Source organism: Aeromonas sp. RU39B (genome assembly GCF_900156095.1).
Taxonomy (GTDB): Bacteria; Pseudomonadota; Gammaproteobacteria; order Enterobacterales; family Aeromonadaceae; genus Aeromonas.
Map to the genome: position 1 here is coordinate 272,761 of NZ_FTMJ01000004.1, position 20,271 is coordinate 293,031.

Here is a 20,271-nt window from a genome sequence, read left to right on the forward strand (position 1 = left end):
TTCATTTTGTGGAATATATCTTCCTGCTGATTTTTCGATGTCTGTGACAAACCATCTAAATTTAATTTAGATAGGGAGAATACATCCATAAAGCTCAATAATGAGGTGGTTCATCAAGATTTATGTAACCTATCTGTACCAACTCATTAATGTTTTGAAATTATACCGAAGTAATCTGAGCCAGATTGCGTATCGCTGATAGCGATGAACTCTTACTAGTCTGTCGTTTTGATCTGCTGAGTGTGTTGGCAAACGAAGTTTCAGGATTAGATGGCATTTTGTTGGTTATACTGCCGGCCTGTAAACTTTGTTTTCTTATTTCAGGTGCTATGCGTGATGACATTACTGGTTCCTTCAGAAGTAGCAATAGATTAGCCGTTATCAGTTGATAGCGCCCCATAGCAGATCCAGTTTGGGTAACGAGTCGGAAAGAGTGCTGGTCAAGTAGGTGTAGCTATAGGCCAATTTGATCTGGTGCTCATCTTTAAGGTGAGACTCCCAAGTGCTTTTATCGGTCAGGTCAAACCGTTTGGGTGACGCGCTTGTCAAACCTCTGGTGGGTCGCTGATCGTTGAGGATCAATTGTTTGGCAAGCTGGGTTGCAGCTTGGCGGGCCAATTGATCAAAGCCGTTGTGTTGCAGCAGAAAAATGGCTTGGGCATGGGTAATGGCATGCACCTTTTCACCGCTAAAGAAATAGCCGTCAGCATCCATAAATACATCTTGGGTACTTTGTTGTACCGCCAGCATGCAGAGGTGCTCGATCTCGACCGGTTTAATCTGTGGCTCGAACGTTCGATAATCGTCGATTCCATAGTAGCGTGACCATTTATCGACTGCACAGTTTCGGATTAATCGTGCGATATTTTCGATCTGTAATTTGCTGACCGTGACACCACTATTAAGAACGGCATCAAGAAACAGAGAACCATAGATAACGCCGTGACCGGAGCGACTCAGTTGCCGGCTATTGAGTTCAATGGCATCAATCACTGTGGTGTAATCGCAACTGGTTGGGCTGCTCTCCACATTGTTGAAGAAGGGTTGGTATCGCTTGAGTTGCCGCTGCAAGCATAACGAAAGAGTGCTGACCACCTCTGGACTTAATTGCCCGCTGCGTAGCAAACCTGCGCCTGCCAGCAGCGAAGCGCCGATATGGCCGTTAAACCAATTATCCTTATCAAGCGCGACCACGTTGGCCATGGCTGTGATGCCCTGCGCTACAAATTCGTCAGTCATCTTGTCTACTCCTTTGCATATCATCATTCGCATCCTGCTCGCTAAGAGAGCGTTAACGGCGCCGCAGCGGCAATTTCATCAACAGCAGTGACAGCAGGATCAGGGCAATGCCAGACCACTGCATCGGGCCAAGCGTTTCACCCACCAGTAAGACGCCCAGACTCACTGCCACAATCGGGTTGGTCAGGGCCAGCATACTCATCACCTGCGCGCCCAGGCGGCGCAATCCCCACAGCCAGGCCCAATAGGCCAGCGCCGTGTTGACCAGCACCAGATATGCCAGTCCCGGCAGGGCATGGGCCGTGGGCAGCGGCATCGGGCCGGCCAGTGTCCAGGCAATCGGGATCAGCATCACGCCACCTAGCAGCAGTTGCCAACCGGTGAGAGAGAGCAGATCGCCGACGCTCCAGCCTTGCATCCAGCGCGCCGAGAACCCAATCAGCAGCGCCGCTCCCAGCGCGGCGGCCACACCAACCGGATCGAGACGCGTCGAGGGGTTAAGCAGCAGCAATACTCCGCACAGCCCGAGCAAGGCAAGCAGCAGCCAGCGCAGTGTCGGTCGCGAGCCATCGATCAACCAGGCCAGCAGCAACAAGATAAGTGGCAATGTGGCGCCCAGCGTGCCAGCCACCGCGCCAGGGAGCCGATAAGCGCCGATAAATAGCAGGGTAAAAAAGGCAGCAATATTGCAAAAAGCCAGCAGCAACAATTTAGGCCACGCCAGATCCGGCAGTCGCGGTCGCAGTAGTACCAACAACAGACCCGCCGGCAATGCCCGCCAGCAGGCGACCCAAAATGGAGAGAGACCTTCCAGACTCAGGCTAACCAGTGCGTAGGTGCTGCCCCAAGTGAGCGGGGCTATCAGGGCGATCAGGTATGGCATATATCTCTCTGTAAAGTATCTTTTCGTGAAGATAAATTAGAGCGAAACTGGTTTATCATCAAGTATCTTTTTATCAAGATATGTGGGTAGTACTGTGAACGATAAATCAGACCCATCTGTACCAGACCACGTTGATGCCCTGTTGACGCAATGGGAGCGGGAGCGCCCGGATCTGGATTGTTGGCCAATGGCGATATTTGGCCGTATTGGCCGGATGGCCGCACTGGCTGGCCGGGAAATCGATGAAACGCTCAAAGATCAGGGGCTGGCGAGCGGAGAGTTTGACGTGCTGGCGACCTTGCGCCGGGCGGCCGAGCCTTTGACGCCAACGGCGCTCTATCAAAGCACCATGCTTACATCAGGGGCCATGACGGCGCGTCTCGACCGGCTAGAGCGGCAGGGCTGGATTGCCCGTCAGCCGTCACCCACCGATCGGCGCAGTCTCTTGGTAGCGTTGACTCCGGCGGGGAACGCCAAGATCGATCAGGCGCTGGAGGCCCACGTCAGCAATGAGTGGGCACTGCTGGAGCCCTTGAACTCTGCCGAGCAGCAACAACTGGCCGCGCTGCTGCGCCGCTGGCTGTTGGCTCACGAGGAGTGAGCGTCTGACACGCCACAGGGCTGACCGTGGTCTGCCCTGTGGCTGAAGCGGGTTGACTATCAGAACTCGCGGCTCAGGCTGAGGTAGACCCGGCGGCGTTCACCGGGGAAGTCGCCGGTGCGCTCGAGGAAGCCGCTGACCGCATATTCCCGGTCGAACAGGTTCTTGACGTTCAGCTGCACTTCCCACTGCTGCCAGCGGGTTTGCCAGGCGCTGTCAAACACAGTGTAAGGTTTGACGGTTTGACCGTCCTGGGTGAGCTGGTCGCTCACATAGTTCATGCCAAACGAGAAGGCCGAGTTGATAAACGGCAGATCGTAACGGGTCCAGGCGCCCAACTGTTGGTGTGGGGCATTGGCAAAACGGTCACCAACTGCGCCGCTAAAGCCATCGTAAGCCTGCTTGATGCGGGTATCGTTGTAGGCGTACGAGAGGTTCATCACCCAACGCTCGGTCAAGTCGGCCATCAGGTCGGCTTCAAATCCTTCGCTGCGCACCTTGCCAAAGGCCACCATGCGGTCGCTGTCGTCCGGGTCGGTCTGCAGCACGTTTTTCTTGATGATGCGATAGGTCGCCAGGTTGAGGTTCACCGCCTCATCCAGCCAGTAGGTGCGAATGCCGGCTTCCCACAACTGGCTCTGCTCCGGATCAAACGGGCCGCCATTGCTGCTGGCCTGATCGGCGGCATCTTGCGGCACAAAGCCGGTGGACCATACCACATAAGGCCGCAGTTGCTGGCTCAGCTCATAGGTTGATCCCAAGCGTACCGAAGGGGCCGTGCCCTGATATTCATCCTCGGTGCCCGAGACGCGGTTTTTCACCCGGTCACGGTAGCCATCGAGACGGGTGCCGCCGAGCAGATCCCAGCGGTCAGTCAGCGCCCACTGATCCTGAATAAAGGTGCCGTAGCGCTCGGAGAGGGTATCGGTGGACTTGGAGAGGCTCAGCTTGTAGCTGCTGCTGTCGCTGCCATATTGCGGGTTGGTGAGGCTGAGCCCAGTGACGCCGCCGGCCTTGGTGGCGCGGTAATAGACGTAATCCTGGGTGTAGCGGTAGTAATCAGCCCCGGTCAGCACGGTGTGATCACCCAGCTGGGCGGTCAGATGGCCGGCAATGGTGGCACCTGTGTTGTCATAGGTCTGGGCGCGGAATTCGCGATCTACCCAGTCATTCACACCATCTCCGTCAGTATCTTTGAGCGCCGATGGCTCGTGATAGGCCTGGGTCTCTTCATTGCGATAGTAGCGGGTGGCGATTTCGCCGCTCAGCCAGTCGTTGAAGCTGTGGTTAAGGCGCAGCTGGTAAACATCGGCGATCAGCTGTTGAAAGTCGCTGGCCTCGTTGGCATTCCAGTCGATATCGGCCAGGAAGTTGCCATCATCATCGGTCGGAATACCGCGCAGGCGTGCACCACCAAGACGCTGCTTGATGCTTTGATACTGGGCTACCAGACGGGTGTCGTCGTCGAGCTGCCAGCCGTAGCCAAGATCGAAAATGCGGTTACGAGTGTCGGTGTTGTTGCGCGACGGGTTCTCGTGGTCCTGATAAAAACCGAGGCGATAAGTGTGTACCCCGTCATCGTCGAGCGGGCCGCTCATATCGAGCTGGGTGCCGGCGAAGTCCTGATTGCCGCCAGTCACCTTGATACGGCGCTGGCTCTCTTGGGTCGGCTGCTTGGTGACGTAGTTGATAAGACCGCCCGGTTCGCCGGTACCAAACAGCGCGCTGGCCGGGCCTTTGAGTACCTGCACTTCTTCAATGTTGGCAAGCTGCGGAATGGCAAAGCCGGCAAACGGATCGCCACGCAGTCCGTCATAGCGGATCTCCTCCTGACGAAAACCGCGGAAGGTGACGTCGGAGTAGGAGTATTGGCTCACGCCGCTGATCGAGCGATACAGGTCGGTGACCTGACGGGCGGACTGATCCTCAATCAAGGTGTGATTGATGACCTGCACCGATTGCGGTGTGCGGGCAATCTCGGTGGGCGTGCCGGTGGCCAGCTCGCTCTCTTCCACCTTGTAGTGGGTTTGGGCGCGGCCGAGCACGGTCACAGTTTCATCCGGGGTAGTGGCTTCGGCGCCGCTGGTGCTGCTCTCTAGCGCAGTAGCAACGCCGGTGGCGAGTGTGGTGTCTGTCTCTGTCGTTGCCGCAAATGATGGCTGGACGAGTCCCAAAACCATCAAGCAACCCATTGTTTTTAGTTTCATTTTTGTAAAATCAGCGTGAGGAAAGTGGCGTAACTTAAATAAAACCAATTCTCATTACAACGACAAAAAAGATTAAACACTTTAAATTCTCATTTTCAATCCATCTTTGGGTCTGTTAGTTTGCGGGGCCGTCAGGCCTATATGGAGGATGAGATGAGACCATTGAAGTGGGTAGTGACCCTGTTTTGTCTGTTAAGTGCCAGTGTTGCCAATGCGCTGACTGTGGCAACGCCACAAGGGCCGTTTACGCTGGATCGGCCGGTGAAACGGGTTGTGGCCCTCGAGTTCTCCTTTGTCGATGCGCTGGCGGCGATCGGCGTTAGCCCGGTCGGGGTGGCCGATGATCTGGATCCCAACCGTCTGCTGCCGGCCGTGCGCGCCAAGATCTCACCCTGGCAATCGGTCGGGACGCGCTCCCAGCCAAGCCTTGAGGCGATTGCCGCTCTCAAACCCGATCTCATCATTGCCGATTGGGATCGACATCGCGCCATGGCCGATGCCCTTAACAAGATTGCGCCGACCCTGTTTCTGGCTTCTCGCCGGGTGGGGTATGAGCAGACGCTTCAGGCAGCGGAAACCATCGCCGCCGTACTCGGTCAACGCGAGGCAATGAACCGCGAGCTGGCACGTCATCATAAGGTGATGAATGAAAAAGGTAAGCAACTGGCCAGCTGGCAAGGCCAGGTGCAATTTGCCGTGGCTCGTGAAAACGGCCTGTTTATCCATGCCCCTGATTCGTTCGCCGCTGGCGTGATTCAGGCACTGGGTCTGAAAGTGCCGCCGATGGCTGAGCGTGACAGCGAAGCGTCGCGTCAGGTAAGCCTCGAGCAGTTGCTGGCGCTCAACCCCGATTATCTGGTCATCGGGCGCTACAGCGAGCAGAGCACGCTCGACCGCTGGCAAAAAGATCCCATGTGGCGTTTGCTCAAAGCCGCCCAGCCCGGTCATCTGATTGACGTTGATGGCAACAACTGGGCGCGCAGCCGTGGCATTCTGGCCGCCGAGTCGATGGCCGATGATCTGATCCGGGCGCGGAGCCACTAAGGTGCGCTTGCTCTGGACCTTGCCGTTGTTGCTGCTGCTTGGGTGGGTATCGCTGTTTGCCCTCTCGCCGCTGGCGATTGCACCGCAAGATGCGCTAGCTGGTCTATGGCAACCCGAGTCGGGGGTAATTGGGCAGCAGTTGGTGCACGAGATCCGCTTGCCCCGTTTGCTCGGCGGCATGCTGGTGGGTGCCCAACTGGCGCTGGCCGGCGCCCTGATGCAGGGGATGACCCGCAATCCGCTGGCATCCCCCGGTCTGCTTGGGGTGACGGCAGGGGCTGGGCTGGGGATGGCGCTGGTCTCGACCCTGCCACAAGGCTGGCTGCCGATGCCGCTAGCGGCAACCCTGGGCGGCGCTGCCAGCTGGGCGCTGGTAATGCTGCTTGGTCAAGGCTGGCGCGGCGCTGAATCGCAGGCCCGGCTGGTGCTGGCCGGGGTGGCTATCTCGGCCCTGTGTGTGGCGCTGACCCGCACCCTGGTGATCCTCGACGAGGAGCAGGCCAGCGCCGTGCTCGGTTGGCTGGCCGGCTCACTGGCACAGATTGACTGGCCAGCCTTTGCTCGCTTGTGGCCCTTCGCGCTGCCTCTGTTGCTGCTGACCCTGCTACTTGGCCCCACCCTCAATCTGCTGGCACTCGGTGATGAAGGGGCGCAGAGTTTAGGATTGTCACCCGCTATATCGCGCCTTGTTATCAGTGTGCTGGTCTTGCTGTTGGTGGGATTCGCTGTCGCTACCTGTGGCACCTTGGGCTTTGTCGGTCTGCTGGTGCCCCATCTGTCGCGTGCGCTGGTGGGGCATGATTATCGGCGGGTATTGCCGCTGTGCATGGTGCTGGGCGCCGTGCTGGTCACTGCCGGTGATCTGCTGGGACGCGCCATGGTCTTTCCCACCGAGACTCCCGCCGGTGCTGTGCTGGCGCTCATCGGCGCCCCCTATTTCATCTATCTGGTGCGTAGGCAGCCATGAGAGCGCTTCAGCTGATTCGTGATGCCGGCCCGGCGCGCACCTTTACCTTTCTGAGTTTGCTTTTGATGCTGGCGGCCTGGTATAGCCTGCGCAGTGGCACCAGCAGTTTTGACTGGCAAACCCTGTTGGCTGGGCTGCGCTCTGCCGACCCGGCGGCCCGTTTTACCCTCTGGGAGTATCGTTTGCCGCGCCTGCTGCTGGCGTTGCTGGTGGGGGCGCTGTTGGCAGGTGCCGGGGCGCTGGTGCAAGGGGTGATCCGTAATCCTCTGGCATCGCCCGATGTGCTTGGGATCAGCCACGGAGCCAGTTTGGCGGCCGTGCTGGCCTTGATGCTCTGGCCGGCGTTGCCAGCGAGTGCTCTGCCGCTCGTCGCGCTGCTGGGTGGTCTGCTGGCGGCACTGGCTTTGTGGTGGTTGTGCGGTGCCGGCGCAGCGCCGCTTAAATTGGCGCTGGGCGGGGTGGCCCTCTCGGCGCTGTATGCCAGTTGTATCGACTATCTGCTGCTTACCCGGCCGCAAGATGTCAATCAGGCGCTGTTGTGGCTGACCGGCAGTTTGTGGGGACGCAGTTGGTCATCCCTGTTGCACTTGTTGCCTTGGCTAATGCTGTTACCGCTGGCGCTGTGGCTCAGTCAATCGCTCAATCTGCTGGCGCTCGGTGACGAAGCAGCGGCCAGTCTTGGCATCGCGCCGGTGCGGGTGCGGCTGTTGGCTCTGGCTGTGGCCGTCGGCTGGAGCGCGGCGAGCGTAGCAACCTGCGGGCCACTCGGTTTTCTGGCGCTGGTGGCGCCGCATCTGGCGCGTCGGTTGGTGGGCGGCCGTCATCAGCTGTTGCTGCCGGCCGCCATGCTGATTGGTGCCTTGCTGCTGACGCTGGCTGACCTTGCCGGTCGGGTGTTGGCGCCGCCATTAGAGCTGCCGGCCGGCATCATGACGGCACTGCTTGGTGCCCCCTATTTTCTCTATTTGCTTGCCAGAATGAGGTCCGTTTCATGCTGACAGCCACTGCGCTCGAGGTGGGCTATGACGCCAACCCGGTGCTGCATAGCCTCAATCTTGCCGTGCCCCATGGCCGCTTCACTGCCCTGATTGGCCCCAATGGTTGCGGCAAGAGTACCTTGCTCAAGACACTGGCGCGGGTGCTCAAACCCGCCGCAGGAACGGTGTGCTGGCAAGGGCAATCGATCACGTCACTACCGGCGCGGCAATTGGCGCGCGAGCTGGCTCTGCTGCCACAAACCCAGCCGATACCAGAAGGGATCACGGTGCGCCAACTGGTGGGCTATGGCCGGGCGCCGCACGGTGGTTTTTGGGGGCGATTGACGGCGCGTGATCAGCAATTGGTGGCGGCGGCGCTCAAGCGGGTTGGGCTCGATGATCTGGCCGAGCGGCCGCTTGCTTCTCTGTCGGGCGGACAGCGGCAGCGAGCCTGGCTGGCGATGGTGTTGGCGCAAGATACCGCCTATCTGCTACTCGATGAGCCGACCACCTATCTGGATATCAACCATCAGGTTGAACTGATGAACCTTCTCGGTGCGCTACGCGATGAGGGGCGAACCCTGGTGGCGGTGCTGCACGATCTTAATCAGGCCTGCCGCTATGCCGATCATCTGGTGGTGATGAAGGAGGGTCGGATCATGGCCGAAGGAGCGCCGGGCGAGGTGATGACGCGGGAGTTGCTGCGTGAGGTGTTTCATATCGACGCCCAGATTTTCCCCGATCCGCTGGCGGGAACGCCGATGATCATCGTCAAATAGCCGGTGTGCGCCGTAAAAAGGCGTCTGATGCTGAAAAATTGCCCACTTGCTTGATCTGGCAGGAAAAGTCGATTGCCTTTGGCCGCGAGTTTGGGTAAAACATAGCGCCACGGAGAGGTGGCAGAGCGGTTGAATGTACCTGACTCGAAATCAGGCGTAGGTGCAAGCCTACCGAGGGTTCGAATCCCTCCCTCTCCGCCACTTTGACTTCCGGCAACGTCCGGGAAAATCCAGAAACCCGCATGGCATAAGGCTTTGCGGGTTTTTTGTTGTCCGATTAAATCCGCCAAGATCCGAGGGAAGCCACCGTTTTTTGGTACACGGGATGGTACATGTCCTGCGTACCCAAGACCGGTGTGAGCTGCCATGCTGCGGCATCTTCACCTCTTAGCCATCTGGCCAGCCCGAACGATATGATTCCTCGGGCTGTCTGTTTCTTCTTGTCGATAGTATCAATCCTGAGCTGATTCGGCTGACTCGTTCTCTTCATCATCAAGCAACGCAATAAAGGCGCGCATGGCCGGTGTGACGCTGTGCTTGCGGGTGATAAACAGGGTGTGGCCGGCGTCGACCTCAGCCAGTGGTTGCCACGAGAGGTTAAATAACCGGCTGGCCGAGCGGGCCGTGCCGGCGCTGACGATAGCGCAGCCCAGTTCATGGCGCACGGCGCTGACCAGATGAAACAGTGAATCGGTCTCGAGCACCACCCGAAAGGTGAGCTGCTCTTGCGTGGCTGCCTGGTCGAGATATTGGCGAAACTGCATGTTGCGACTGAGCAGCAGCAAGGGGCGGGTTGCCAGCTCGGCCAGCGTCACGCTGCCGGTGGGCTTTTCACCGTGATGGAGAGGGTTGCAAAGCAGCGCCATCTGGTTGCGGCTGCGCCCGTGGGTGTCAAACAGCCGCTGGTTTAGTCCCGAGAGGTGTTCATCAAAACCGAGACCAATATCGGTCTGGTGCAGGTTGAGCTGGCCGAGCAGGGTTTCGTGACTCATCACCGACAAGGAGAGTGTCACGGCCGGATAGCGCTCGTTGAAGCGCTTGAGCAGCGGCATGATATCCACATGGGATTGCGGCACGATACCGATACGCAGCTCTCCGGTCAGTTCGCCGCTAAAGCGGCTCAACGCCTGCCTAAGCCCTTCTTGCTCCTGCAATATTCGCTCTGCATGCTCAAGCACGATGCGCCCGGCATCGGTCAGCGCCACAAACTGGCTGGTGCGCACCACCAATTCGGTCCCCAGGCTCTTTTCCAGCGCGGTAATACTGGCCGACAAGGTGGGCTGAGTGATGTGGCAGGCCTTGGCCGCTTTGGCGAAGTGGCGCTGGCGGGCCAGCTCATGGAAGTAGCGCAGTTGCTTGATATTCATGGCGTTGTGCCATCAGAGTGGATTGACCGGCCTAAAGCTATTCAATTGAAATGCGATGGTCAATAGAGAAGTTCTATCAGGATATAGAATTGTTTCATTGGTTTTACATTTTTGATCTCACTAAACTTGGATTCAATCTGCATTTTATGGCCGCCCTCTTATGTCACAACATCGCGCAGGATCATCCATGTCATGTGATGTCTCCACGACCTTATCCCATTTGGTGGAAGAGGTTGCGCTGGCTATCACCATCAATGGCATCAACCATGCGGTGATGATGGCCACTCCGGATGATCTCGACGATTTTGCCGTCGGCTTTCTGTTTGGCGAAGGCGTCATCACACACAACCACGATGTGCATGATATCGAGATCTCTGCTGGTGAAGAGGGATGGATCATGAATGTCACGGTGGCCAATCGCTGTCTGGCCACGTTAAACCAGCGGCAACGTCGTCTGGCTGGCGCCACCGGTTGCGGCATCTGCGGCGTGACGGCTCTTGAGCATGCCCTGCCTGCGCTGCCGTTGTTAGCCGGTGCCGAGCCATTGCCGCTGGCGATGCTGACGGGACTGCGCGAGCAAGTGTCTGCCTGGCAGATTAAAGGCCAACAGAGCGGCGCCCTGCATGCGGCACTTTGCCTCGATGAGCAGGGAGCGATTGTCGCCTGCCGTGAAGACATTGGCCGCCATAACGCCCTCGACAAACTGATCGGTATGCAGCTGCGTGCCGGTCAACACTGCCCGACGCTGCTGGTCACCAGCCGTCTTGGCAGTGAACTGGTACAAAAAGCGGTGCGCTTTGGTGCCCGCCATCTCATCAGTCTGGCGGCGCCAAGCCAGCTGGCGGTGAAGATGGCGCTGGCGCATCACCTCAATCTTGTTCATATCCCACGCTGTGATACGCCGGTGCATTACGCTCGCCTTGCTGGCCCGGTGTTGACTGGAGAATCCTATGTCCACTCGCATTGAAAAACCCGCCAAGGCTGGCGGTCTGTCCTCCCTGCAATCGACCATGAGGCAGGTGATGCGCAGCCAGAAGGCGCGTCAGAATATTCAGAACCTGCTGCGGGTTAACCAGACTGACGGCTTTGACTGCCCGGGTTGTGCCTGGGGCGATAACGATCACGGCACCTTCCAGTTTTGCGAGAACGGCGCCAAGGCGGTGGCGTGGGAGTCGACGGCCAAGATGGTCGGCGCTGATTTCTTTGCCGAGTATTCGGTGCGCCAGCTCAACACCCAGAGCGATTACTGGCTCGAGTATCAGGGGCGCTTGACTGAGCCGCTGCGCTACAACCCGCAGACCGATCACTACGAGCCCATCAGCTGGGAAGGGGCGATAGCCCTGATTGCCGACAAGCTGAAAGGATTGGCGAGCCCGGATGAGGTGGAGTTTTACACCTCGGGACGCGCCAGCAACGAGGCGTCTTATCTTTACCAACTGTTTGGCCGCCTGTTGGGTACCAACAATTTCCCTGACTGCTCCAACATGTGCCATGAGGCCAGTGGGGTCGCGCTGATCCAGTCAGTCGGGATCGGTAAGGGGAGTGTGGTGCTGGATGATTTTGACAAAGCCGATGCGGTATTTGTCTATGGCCAGAACCCTGGCACCAACCATCCGCGCATGATGAATGCCCTGCGCAAAGCGGCCCGCCAAGGCTGCAAGATTGTGACGTTTAACAACCTGCGCGAAGTGGCGCTGGAACGATTTGCCAGCCCGCAAAGCCCGCTTGAGCTGCTGACGCCGGCAGCGACCACCATCAGCCACCAATACCTGACGCCGCGTCTGGGTGGTGACATGGCGGCCATGCGTGGTATGGCCAAGTACCTGCTTGAAGAGCAGCCCGAGGTGATCGACTACGACTTTATCGCTCGCCACAGCCAGGGTTTTGCCGAGTATGAAGTGGAAGTTCGAGCCACGTCGTGGGCGCAGATTGAACAGCAATCGGGTTTGACCCGTGCCGAGATCGTGCAGGCAGCCCGGGTGTTTGCCGCCAGCGAACGCATCATCAGTTGCTGGGCCATGGGGGTGACTCAGCATCTGCACTCGGTGGATACCATTAGAGAGATCGTCAACCTGCATCTGATGCGCGGCCAAATCGGCAAACCGGGTGCGGGGCTCTGCCCGGTGCGTGGTCACAGCAATGTGCAGGGCAACCGCACCATGGGGATCAACGAAAAACCGACCACCCTGTTTTTGGAGCGGTTAGAGCGTCACCTGGGCGTCGCGATGCCGCATCAGCGTGGCCATAACGTCTATGAGGCGCTCAAGGCGTTGCATGAAGGCAACAGCAAGGTGCTGATTTGTCTTGGCGGGAATCTGGCAGCGGCCGCGCCCGATACTGACTTTACCTACGCAGCCATGCGCCGCGCCGAGCTCAATGTGCAGATCAGTACCAAGCTCAACCGCAGCCATCTGCAGGTGGGGGGCGATGCCCTGATCCTGCCCTGCCTGGGTCGCACCGAGGTTGATCTGCAGATGAGCGGTAGCCAGAAGATCACGGTTGAGGACACCTTCAGCATGGTGCACGCCTCGACCGGAGCGGCTGAGCCCATCTCCGAGCTCTGCCTGTCAGAGACCGATATCGTGGCGCGGATTGCCCATGCCACCTTGGGCAGTGGCACCGTCGATTGGCTCGCCCTGCGTGATGACTACTCACGCATCCGCGATCTGATTGAAAAGACCATCGCCGGCTTTGAGCAGTTTAACGAGCGGATCCGCCAGCCAAGCGGATTCCATCTTGAGCACTCGGCCGCCAATCTGGTGTGGAAGACCCCGAGTGGGCGCGCCGAGTTTCGTGCCAGCCAGCTGCCGCAGTCGATTCTGCCGGAATGTACTCGCCATGCCGAGCAGATGAGCGATGAGCCGGTGCTGCTGTTGCAGAGCTTGCGCTCGCACGATCAATACAACACCACCATCTATGGCATGGATGATCGTTATCGCGGCATCAAGGGGCAGCGTGACGTGCTGTTTATGAATGAGGCCGATGCGGCAGAGCTTGGTGTTGGGGATGGTCAGCGGGTCGATATGCAGACTATCTGCAACGACGGGCGCGAGCGGATTGTGCGTGGCTTTCAGGTGGTCTTTTACGAGATCCCCCGTGGCAATATCGCCGCCTATTACCCCGAGACCAACCCCTTGGTGCCAATCGATAGCATCGGTGCCGGCTCGTTTACGCCGACCTCCAAATCGATTCCGGTGCGGGTGACCGCCAGTGTCAATAACGCCATCAGTTTGAACCTCGGTTAATTCTTGTGTTAAGGGCCTGCCACAATCTCTGTTGGCAGGCCCCGCTCCTACAGTAAACTTGCTCTCCGATATTGCCCGCGCACAGTGAAATATGCTTCGTGATGCGGTTGAGTCACGGAATATGTTAAGTGCGCCCCTCAGATTCCGATCGCGCGTTTCACGCTCTATGACCCGGATTCATCCTTTTTTTGTTTCGCATCGTGAGGGTTTGATATGACATCTCGTCTCAGAATACGGGTGCTCCCGTTGGTGCTGCTGCTGGCACTCTATTTCGCCATCGTGTTCAACTGGCCCTTGTTTCTCAACTTTTACGCCATTTTGTCGGCGCAAGAATCCATTAATACCGGCTTTGCTATCTCTATCCCGCTACTGCTGTTCGCTGCGCTGGTGGCGGTGTTTATTCCCTTCTCGTTTCGCTGGTGGCTCAAACCCTTCTTTACCCTGGTGCTGCTGAGCAGTTCGCTGGTGAGCTACGCCATGTTCAAATACCACGTGGTGTTTGATAGCAACATGGTGCAGAACATCTTTGAAACCAATCCGGGGGAGGCGCGCTCTTATCTCAATGCATCGGTGCTGCTCTGGTTTGCCCTGACCGGCCTAGTGCCCAGTGCGCTGCTCTGGATTATCCGTGTTGACTACCCGGCGCGCTGGCACCAGAGCCTGTTGCTGCGCCTTGGCGCCATGCTGCTAGCGCTATTGGTGGCAGGGGGCGTGCTGGAGGTTTATGACAAGCAGTACCTTTACATTGGCCGTAACCACAAGGTTCTGGCCAAGGAGATTGTCCCGTCCAACTATCTGTTCAGTGCCGGCAAGTATCTGGATAAACGTTACTTGAGCAAACCTGAGCCCTTTGTGGTGCAGGGCGCGGACGCCAAACGAGTGAGCAAAGTCAGCAAACCGACCCTGATGTTTCTGGTGGTGGGGGAAACGGCGCGAGCCAGGAACTACGCCAGCAACGGCTATGGACGCGATACCAATCCCTTTACGGCCAGAGAGGGTGATGTGCTTGCCTTTCTGCATGTGCACTCGTGCGGGACTGAAACTGCCGTGTCGGTGCCCTGTATGTTCTCCAATCTGGGGCGGGCCCATTTTGATGACAACAAGGCGCGCAACCGTTACAACCTGCTGGATGTGCTGACACGGGCCGGAGTCAGCGTCTACTGGAAAGATAACGATGGCGGTTGCAAGGATGTCTGCAATCGGGTGCCACATCATGATCTCGACCCGGCCGCCTATCCGCGCTTTTGCCATGACGGCAGTTGCCTTGACGAGGCGCTGCTGGAAGCCCTGCCGAAAGAGATAGACAAGATGGGGGAGAACAAGCTGGTGGTCTTTCACATCATGGGCAGTCACGGCCCGAACTACTATCGCCGTTATCCCGATGCAGAGCGCTACTTCACGCCGGATTGTCAGCGCAACGATATTGAAAACTGCGACAACGCCGTGCTGATCAACTCCTATGACAACACCATTCGCTACACCGACTATGTGCTGGCCAAGATGATCGATCTACTCAAACAGTATCAGGATCGTTACGACACGGCGTTGCTCTATCTCTCCGATCACGGCGAGTCGCTTGGTGAGAAGGGGCTCTATCTGCATGGCACGCCCTATATGCTGGCGCCCGAAGAGCAGACTCACATTCCGATGCAGCTCTGGATGTCGGCCGGTTTTGCCACTGGCCGAGGGATTAACCGCGGCTGCATGGCTGACGAGGCCAAACGTACCGAGCTCTCTCAGGATAACCTCTTTTCATCGCTGCTCGGGGTGTGGGATGTGCAGACCACGCTCTATCAACCGGCACTCGATCTGTTCAAACCCTGTCGGCAGCCATGATAAAAACGCCCGGCCATATGGCCGGGCGGGATCAGGTTCCGGTGTCTTCGCGAGCCCTTGCGTTGGCACCGGGCCTGTTCACAGGGCCGTTACTTCAGATCAAACCGGTCGGCGTTCATCACCTTGTTCCAGGCGCTGACAAAATCGCAGACAAACTTGCCCTGGTTGTCATCTTGGGCATACAGCTCGGCATAGGCGCGCAGGACGGAGTTGGAGCCAAACACCAGATCAACCCGGGTGGCACTCCATTTGAGCTTGCCGCTGTCACGCTCAACCAGGTGATAGAGGTTGTCAGCCACCGGCTGCCAGCGATAGGCCATGTCGGTCAGGTTGACGAAGAAATCATTACTGAGTACGCCGACCCGGTCGGTAAACACCCCGTGGCTGCTGCCAGCGTGGTTGGTGCCGAGTACCCGCATACCGCCGAGCAGCACCGTCATCTCGGGCGCGGTCAGCCCCATCAGCTGAGTGCGATCGAGCAGCATCTCTTCCGGCGATACGGCGTACTTGCCCTTGACCCAGTTGCGATAACCGTCGTGCAGCGGCTCGAGCGCAGCGAACGATGCCTCATCGGTCTGCTCGGCGCTGGCGTCGCCCCGGCCCGGGGTAAACGGTACCTTGACCGTCACACCGGCTGCGGCAGCCGCTTTCTCGATGGCCGCGGCGCCACCGAGCACAATGAGATCGGCCAGACTGACTTTTTTGCTCAGGCCAGATTGGATCTGGGTCAATACCCCCAGCACCTTGGCCAACCGTGCCGGCTCGTTGCCTTCCCAATCCTTTTGCGGTGCAAGACGGATGCGGGCACCGTTGGCACCACCGCGATAATCTGAGCCGCGGAAGGTGCGGGCACTGTCCCAGGCGGTGCTGACCAGTTCACCCACAGTGAGACCGCTCGCCAGCAGGGTCTGCTTGAGCTGCTCTATCTCGGCGTCGCTCAAGGTGTAATCGACGGTTGGGATCGGGTCTTGCCAGATCAGATCTTCGCTTGGCACCAGAGCGCCCAAGTAGCGGCTCTTCGGCCCCATGTCGCGGTGGGTCAGCTTGAACCAGGCGCGGGCAAAGGCGTCGGCGAAGGCTGCCGGATCCTGATGGAAGCGACGGGCGATCGGCTCATAGATAGGATCAAAGCGCAGACTCAGGTCGGCAGTGGTCATCATCGGCGGATACTTCTTCGACGGATCGTGTGCATCCGGGATCAAGTGCTCGGGTTTGCAATGTTTCGGTGTCCACTGATGCGCGCCGGCCGGGCTCTTGGTCAGTTCCCACTCGTAGCCAAACAGCATGTCAAAATAGCCGTTATCCCACTGGGTCGGATTGGGTTTCCAGGCGCCTTCGATACCGCTGGTGGTGGTGTGAACGCCCTTGCCAGAGCCAAATTTGTTGTGCCAGCCAAGGCCTTGTTCTTCGAGTGCGGCGGCCTCCGGCTCCGGGCCAACCTGGGTCGGATCGCCAGCGCCGTGCGCCTTGCCGAAGGTGTGACCCCCTGCGACCAGTGCCACCGTCTCTTCGTCATTCATCGCCATGCGGGCAAAGGTTTCGCGCACATCGCGCCCCGACGCCACCGGATCGGGATTGCCATCCGGCCCTTCCGGGTTCACATAGATAAGCCCCATCTGCACGGCGGCGAGCGGGTTTTCCAGCTGGCGCTCACCGTGATAGCGGCTGCCCGGTTTGTCGCTGGTGGCCAGCCATTCGCGCTCGGAGCCCCAGTAGATATCTTTCTCCGGATGCCAGATATCTTCACGGCCACCGGCAAAGCCGAAGGTCTTGAAGCCCATCGATTCGAGCGCCACGTTGCCGGCGAGGATCATCAGATCAGCCCAGGAGAGCTTGTTACCGTATTTTCTCTTGATAGGCCACAGCAGACGGCGAGCCTTGTCGAGGTTGCCGTTATCCGGCCAGCTGTTGAGCGGGGCAAAACGCTGGCTGCCGGTGCCGCCACCGCCACGGCCATCGGCGGTACGGTAGGTGCCGGCGCTGTGCCAAGCCATGCGGATCATCAGTCCGCCGTAGTGACCCCAGTCGGCGGGCCACCAATCCTGGCTGCTGGTCATGAGAGCAGTCAGGTCGGCTTTGACCACGTCCAGATCGAGGCTCTGGAATGCGGCGGCATAGTCAAATGCCTCGCCCATCGGATTGGTCTTGCTGTCGTGCTGATGCAGGATGTCGAGATTCAGGGCGTTGGGCCACCACTGTGCGTTAGTGGTGCCGGCCTTGGTCACCGCCTGGCTGGTGCCATGCATAAAAGGGCACTTGCCGGTTGGGGTATCGGAATGACTCATGCTTACTCTCCCTGGTTCGTGATAGTCGCGCGTTGCTCACAGCCCGTATTGGGTGGGCAGTGCAGACGTTATAGGCGTGATATGAAGTATGGTTGTGAGCCATCAATTCATAAATTTGCTTATAAATATTGGAACGATTGGTATAAGCGATTGATGCCTTAATCTATCAACCTGGCTTAAAGCGATACGGTGTTGAAAAGCGTAGACCCTGCCGGTGAAGGGTGAGAGAAGGTAAACATTGGCGGGAGTAAAAGAGGCCCCGCAGGGCCTCATCACAGCATGGATTAACCGAACTGGACGCTGGGTAACTCCTTGTAGCCCTTGGTCTTGAAGAAGCCAAGGACAATACCGCAGCCGAGCCAGATAAAGCCGATGGTGAGGGTGGCTTTGTCAAAATTGATCCAGACATAGGCCAGGATCAGCATCCCGAGCCAGGGATAGACCAAATGGTTGAGCAGGTGGAGGCCACTGCGCTGTTGCTTTTTCACAAAGAACAACCAGAACACGCTGAAGTTGAGGATGATAAACGAGGTCAGCGCGCCAAAATTGATGAGCTTGGTGAGAAAATCGATGCTGGTGAGCAGTGCCACAATCAGCGACAAGGCGGCCATAAACAGCGTGCTGATATGCGGCGTCTGATACTTGGCGTGCACCCGTGAAAGCGCCTTGGGCAAGAATTTGTCACGTGCCATACCAAACAGTACCCGAGAAGCAGCCGCCTGCGCCGCCATGGTATTGGCAATACCGATAGCCAGAATATTGACCACGAGCAGTGCCGTCTTGAGGAAGGGGCCACCGGCCAGCAACGCCGCATCAAAGAAGGCGTTGTTTTCATCCATCTTGGTGAAGTCGGGCTGGATCAGGGTCGCGATGTAGGATTGCAGGATAAACAGGGCACCAATCACCAGCAGCGCAGTGATGATGGCGCGCCCCACATCCCGACGCGGCTCGCGAGCCTCCTCGGCCAGGGTGCTAATCCCATCAAACCCGAGGAATGAGAGCGCCGCGATAGTCACTGCGGTCCCGATAAAGGCCGGGTTGATGGTGTTGGGTTGATAGAAGGGGGCAAGGGTAAACGAGCCTGTACCACCGCCATCCGCAACATAGGTAATGCCGTAGTAAAGGAACAGGGCCAGTGCCAGCGCCGAGACAGTGAAGATGAACACGTCCATCTTGGCGGTGTATTCGATGCCGCGCACATTGATAAGAGTGTTGAGGGCCACAAACACCACCACCCACAGCCAGAACGGCGTACCTGGCATCAGCGCCACGCACCAGGAGGCGGTGAGCGCGTAGAGCAGGGCAGGGGCAAACACGTAATCGAGCAGGATCAACCAGCCTGCGAGAAAACCGACGTGCGGATTAATCGACTTTTGCACATAGGTATAGACCGAACCGGCGATCGGAAACTCGGCGCTCATCTTGCGATAGCTCAGTGCGGTAAACAGCATGCAGATGACCCCGACCAGATAGACCAGCGGCGCCATGCCATGCCCTTCACGGCTGACAAATCCGAAGATGCTCATGGGGGCGATCACCACCATGAAGACCATGCCGTAAAACACCAAATCCTTGTATGACAGCGCTCGCTTGAGGCTGTTTCCCTCTTTCGTTGCGTTATGAGTCATGGGGTTACACTCCTTTGCTAATCAGCGGGCGGCCAACGCGCTTGGGCACGCCCACACGCACAATCAAATCCACGGGGCAGGGTTTGCAGGCCTGGCAGATCTCTACATCCCCCTGCAAGCTCAGATAGAGATAACCGTCGGTGAGATCCCACTCATAGCGCTGGCAAATCAGCTGCTGAATCTGCTCGCTGGCAAACTTGAGAGCATCGGGATAGGTCTGGGCGCAGGCGATGGCGTACCAGCGGTCGTCGGTCTCCAGCACCGGCCAGCTCAGGGGCTGCTGACGAATCACATCAAAGCGCACGCTGACTTCCCCGGCGATCTCAAGGCCGGTTCCGCACAGCTCGCCATCTCCCATCACTGCATGCAGATCGCCCAGTGCGAACAAGGCGCCAGCCACTTGCACCGGAAAGTACAGGCGCGCCCCTTTAGTGATGAGCTTGCAATCCATATTGCCGCCGTGATTGCCGGGAAAACCGCATTTCACAGACCCTTCGGCCGGCGCGACGCCCAGCACCCCCACCATGGGTTGAATGGGGATTGGCAGGTCATTAAACAGGGCGTGGCCATCTTCGATGGTCAGCACCTTGGTGCGGATCTCCTGAGTGTCAGCAAGGGGGCCGCAGCCGGGTAGCGTGGTCACCACTCCTTGGCGATTGACCCGGATATCGAGAATGTCCACCACCAGAATGTCGCCCGGTTGGCATCCCTCGACATAGACGGGGCCAGTGGCCGGATTGGCGCTGTCGTAATCAAAATGGGTGGTCAGATCGCGCTCGCAGGTGATCTTGTTGGAAAAGCAGTCGAGGGTTTTAAAAAAAAGCTCTTGGCCGCAGGCCACCTTGCTGGCAGGGGTGTGTTGAGCAGAAAAGCTGTAGTGGTAGTGATCGCTGATAATAATGGGCTGGTTCACCGGTTACCTCTTGCATCAAGTCCTTGGAATCGTTGGCAGCGGCGAGTACTGACAACGGGGAGTGATGCAATTGCAGCAAAAGGAGTGCCGTTTTATTCATCAGTTATTCATGATAACGCGTTTTTCATGCATAAAATGAGTCTGTATTTAGATTTATTACTTGTTTTTCAAAAAGATATAAATGTGTCAAATAGTGTCGTCTGAAGCGACAGGCGGAAAATTGCAAGCGGCAGAGCAGAGTGGTGGGTGCTTGCACTCCCCAATTGAGTGCAAAGTTAATTGCAGCTGCACTCAATTGGT

Annotated in this window: 15 protein-coding genes and 1 tRNA gene; 9 read left to right on the plus strand and 7 right to left on the minus strand. The window is 58.0% G+C overall.

Annotated elements, in window-relative coordinates; genetic code table 11:
• Positions 1 to 381: 381 nt before the first annotated feature.
• Together BW958_RS08715 and BW958_RS08720 are read right to left on the minus strand one after the other, a co-directional pair.
• Complete coding sequence (locus BW958_RS08715; RefSeq protein ID WP_076575339.1) at positions 382 to 1,239, minus strand: hypothetical protein; 858 nt, start codon at positions 1,237 to 1,239, stop codon at positions 382 to 384.
• 52 nt (positions 1,240 to 1,291) lie between these two features.
• A complete protein-coding gene (locus tag BW958_RS08720) occupies positions 1,292 to 2,122 on the minus strand; it encodes a DMT family transporter (protein WP_076575340.1) in 831 nt (276 codons plus the stop codon).
• A gap of 94 nt (positions 2,123 to 2,216) precedes the next feature.
• Here BW958_RS08720 and BW958_RS08725 point away from each other — a divergent pair, with 94 nt between their 5' ends.
• The gene (locus tag BW958_RS08725; protein WP_076575341.1) at positions 2,217 to 2,723 is read left to right on the plus strand and encodes a MarR family winged helix-turn-helix transcriptional regulator; all 507 of its coding nucleotides are present in this window, start codon (positions 2,217 to 2,219) and stop codon (positions 2,721 to 2,723) included.
• A gap of 59 nt (positions 2,724 to 2,782) precedes the next feature.
• On the opposite strand, the gene BW958_RS08730 is transcribed toward BW958_RS08725, so the two are convergent.
• Positions 2,783 to 4,903 carry a TonB-dependent siderophore receptor gene (locus tag BW958_RS08730; protein ID WP_076575380.1) on the minus strand — a complete coding sequence of 707 codons (2,121 nt, stop codon included), beginning with the start codon at positions 4,901 to 4,903 and terminating at the stop codon, positions 2,783 to 2,785.
• Between the two features lie 180 nt (positions 4,904 to 5,083).
• Here BW958_RS08730 and BW958_RS08735 point away from each other — a divergent pair, with 180 nt between their 5' ends.
• The 5 genes from BW958_RS08735 to BW958_RS08755 all read left to right on the plus strand — a co-directional run bounded on the left by BW958_RS08735 (position 5,084) and on the right by BW958_RS08755 (position 8,898).
• Positions 5,084 to 5,974, plus strand: a complete 891-nt coding sequence (locus BW958_RS08735) for a Fe(3+) dicitrate ABC transporter substrate-binding protein (protein ID WP_076575342.1) — start codon at positions 5,084 to 5,086, stop codon at positions 5,972 to 5,974.
• A gap of 1 nt (position 5,975) precedes the next feature.
• Positions 5,976 to 6,941, plus strand: a complete 966-nt coding sequence (locus tag BW958_RS08740; RefSeq protein WP_076575343.1) for a FecCD family ABC transporter permease — start codon at positions 5,976 to 5,978, stop codon at positions 6,939 to 6,941.
• Positions 6,938 to 7,939: an iron chelate uptake ABC transporter family permease subunit gene (locus BW958_RS08745; RefSeq protein WP_076575344.1), complete on the plus strand. Its 1,002-nt coding sequence runs from the start codon at positions 6,938 to 6,940 to the stop codon at positions 7,937 to 7,939. Before BW958_RS08740 ends, BW958_RS08745 begins: the two co-directional genes overlap by 4 nt.
• A complete protein-coding gene (fecE, locus tag BW958_RS08750; RefSeq protein WP_076575345.1) occupies positions 7,933 to 8,697 on the plus strand; it encodes a Fe(3+) dicitrate ABC transporter ATP-binding protein FecE in 765 nt (254 codons plus the stop codon). Before BW958_RS08745 ends, fecE begins: the two co-directional genes overlap by 7 nt.
• A gap of 111 nt (positions 8,698 to 8,808) precedes the next feature.
• Positions 8,809 to 8,898 (plus strand) — tRNA-Ser (locus BW958_RS08755).
• 251 nt (positions 8,899 to 9,149) lie between these two features.
• Here BW958_RS08755 and BW958_RS08760 read toward each other — a convergent pair.
• On the minus strand, positions 9,150 to 10,064 hold the full coding sequence (locus BW958_RS08760) for a LysR family transcriptional regulator (RefSeq protein WP_076575346.1): 915 nt from the start codon (positions 10,062 to 10,064) through the stop codon (positions 9,150 to 9,152).
• Positions 10,065 to 10,251: 187 nt separating this feature from the next.
• Between BW958_RS08760 and fdhD the strand changes: the two genes are divergently transcribed.
• The 3 genes from fdhD to BW958_RS08775 all read left to right on the plus strand — a co-directional run bounded on the left by fdhD (position 10,252) and on the right by BW958_RS08775 (position 15,145).
• Positions 10,252 to 11,031 carry a formate dehydrogenase accessory sulfurtransferase FdhD gene (gene fdhD / locus BW958_RS08765; RefSeq protein ID WP_076575347.1) on the plus strand — a complete coding sequence of 260 codons (780 nt, stop codon included), beginning with the start codon at positions 10,252 to 10,254 and terminating at the stop codon, positions 11,029 to 11,031.
• Positions 11,015 to 13,309 (plus strand): FdhF/YdeP family oxidoreductase, encoded by a 2,295-nt coding sequence (locus tag BW958_RS08770; protein WP_076575348.1) that lies wholly within the window; start codon positions 11,015 to 11,017, stop codon positions 13,307 to 13,309. Before fdhD ends, BW958_RS08770 begins: the two co-directional genes overlap by 17 nt.
• Positions 13,310 to 13,522: 213 nt before the next feature.
• Positions 13,523 to 15,145 carry a phosphoethanolamine transferase gene (locus tag BW958_RS08775; RefSeq protein WP_076575349.1) on the plus strand — a complete coding sequence of 541 codons (1,623 nt, stop codon included), beginning with the start codon at positions 13,523 to 13,525 and terminating at the stop codon, positions 15,143 to 15,145.
• An 89-nt stretch (positions 15,146 to 15,234) separates the two neighbouring features.
• Here BW958_RS08775 and katG read toward each other — a convergent pair whose 3' ends face one another.
• From katG to BW958_RS08790, 3 genes are all read right to left on the minus strand, one after another.
• Positions 15,235 to 17,430, minus strand: coding sequence for a catalase/peroxidase HPI (katG, locus tag BW958_RS08780; RefSeq protein ID WP_076575350.1), 2,196 nt, complete (start codon positions 17,428 to 17,430; stop codon positions 15,235 to 15,237).
• A gap of 284 nt (positions 17,431 to 17,714) precedes the next feature.
• A complete protein-coding gene (locus BW958_RS08785; protein ID WP_076575351.1) occupies positions 17,715 to 19,058 on the minus strand; it encodes an APC family permease in 1,344 nt (447 codons plus the stop codon).
• Between the two features lie 4 nt (positions 19,059 to 19,062).
• Complete coding sequence (locus BW958_RS08790; RefSeq protein WP_218641750.1) at positions 19,063 to 19,971, minus strand: acetamidase/formamidase family protein; 909 nt, start codon at positions 19,969 to 19,971, stop codon at positions 19,063 to 19,065.
• Between the last annotated feature and the right edge of the window lie 300 nt (positions 19,972 to 20,271).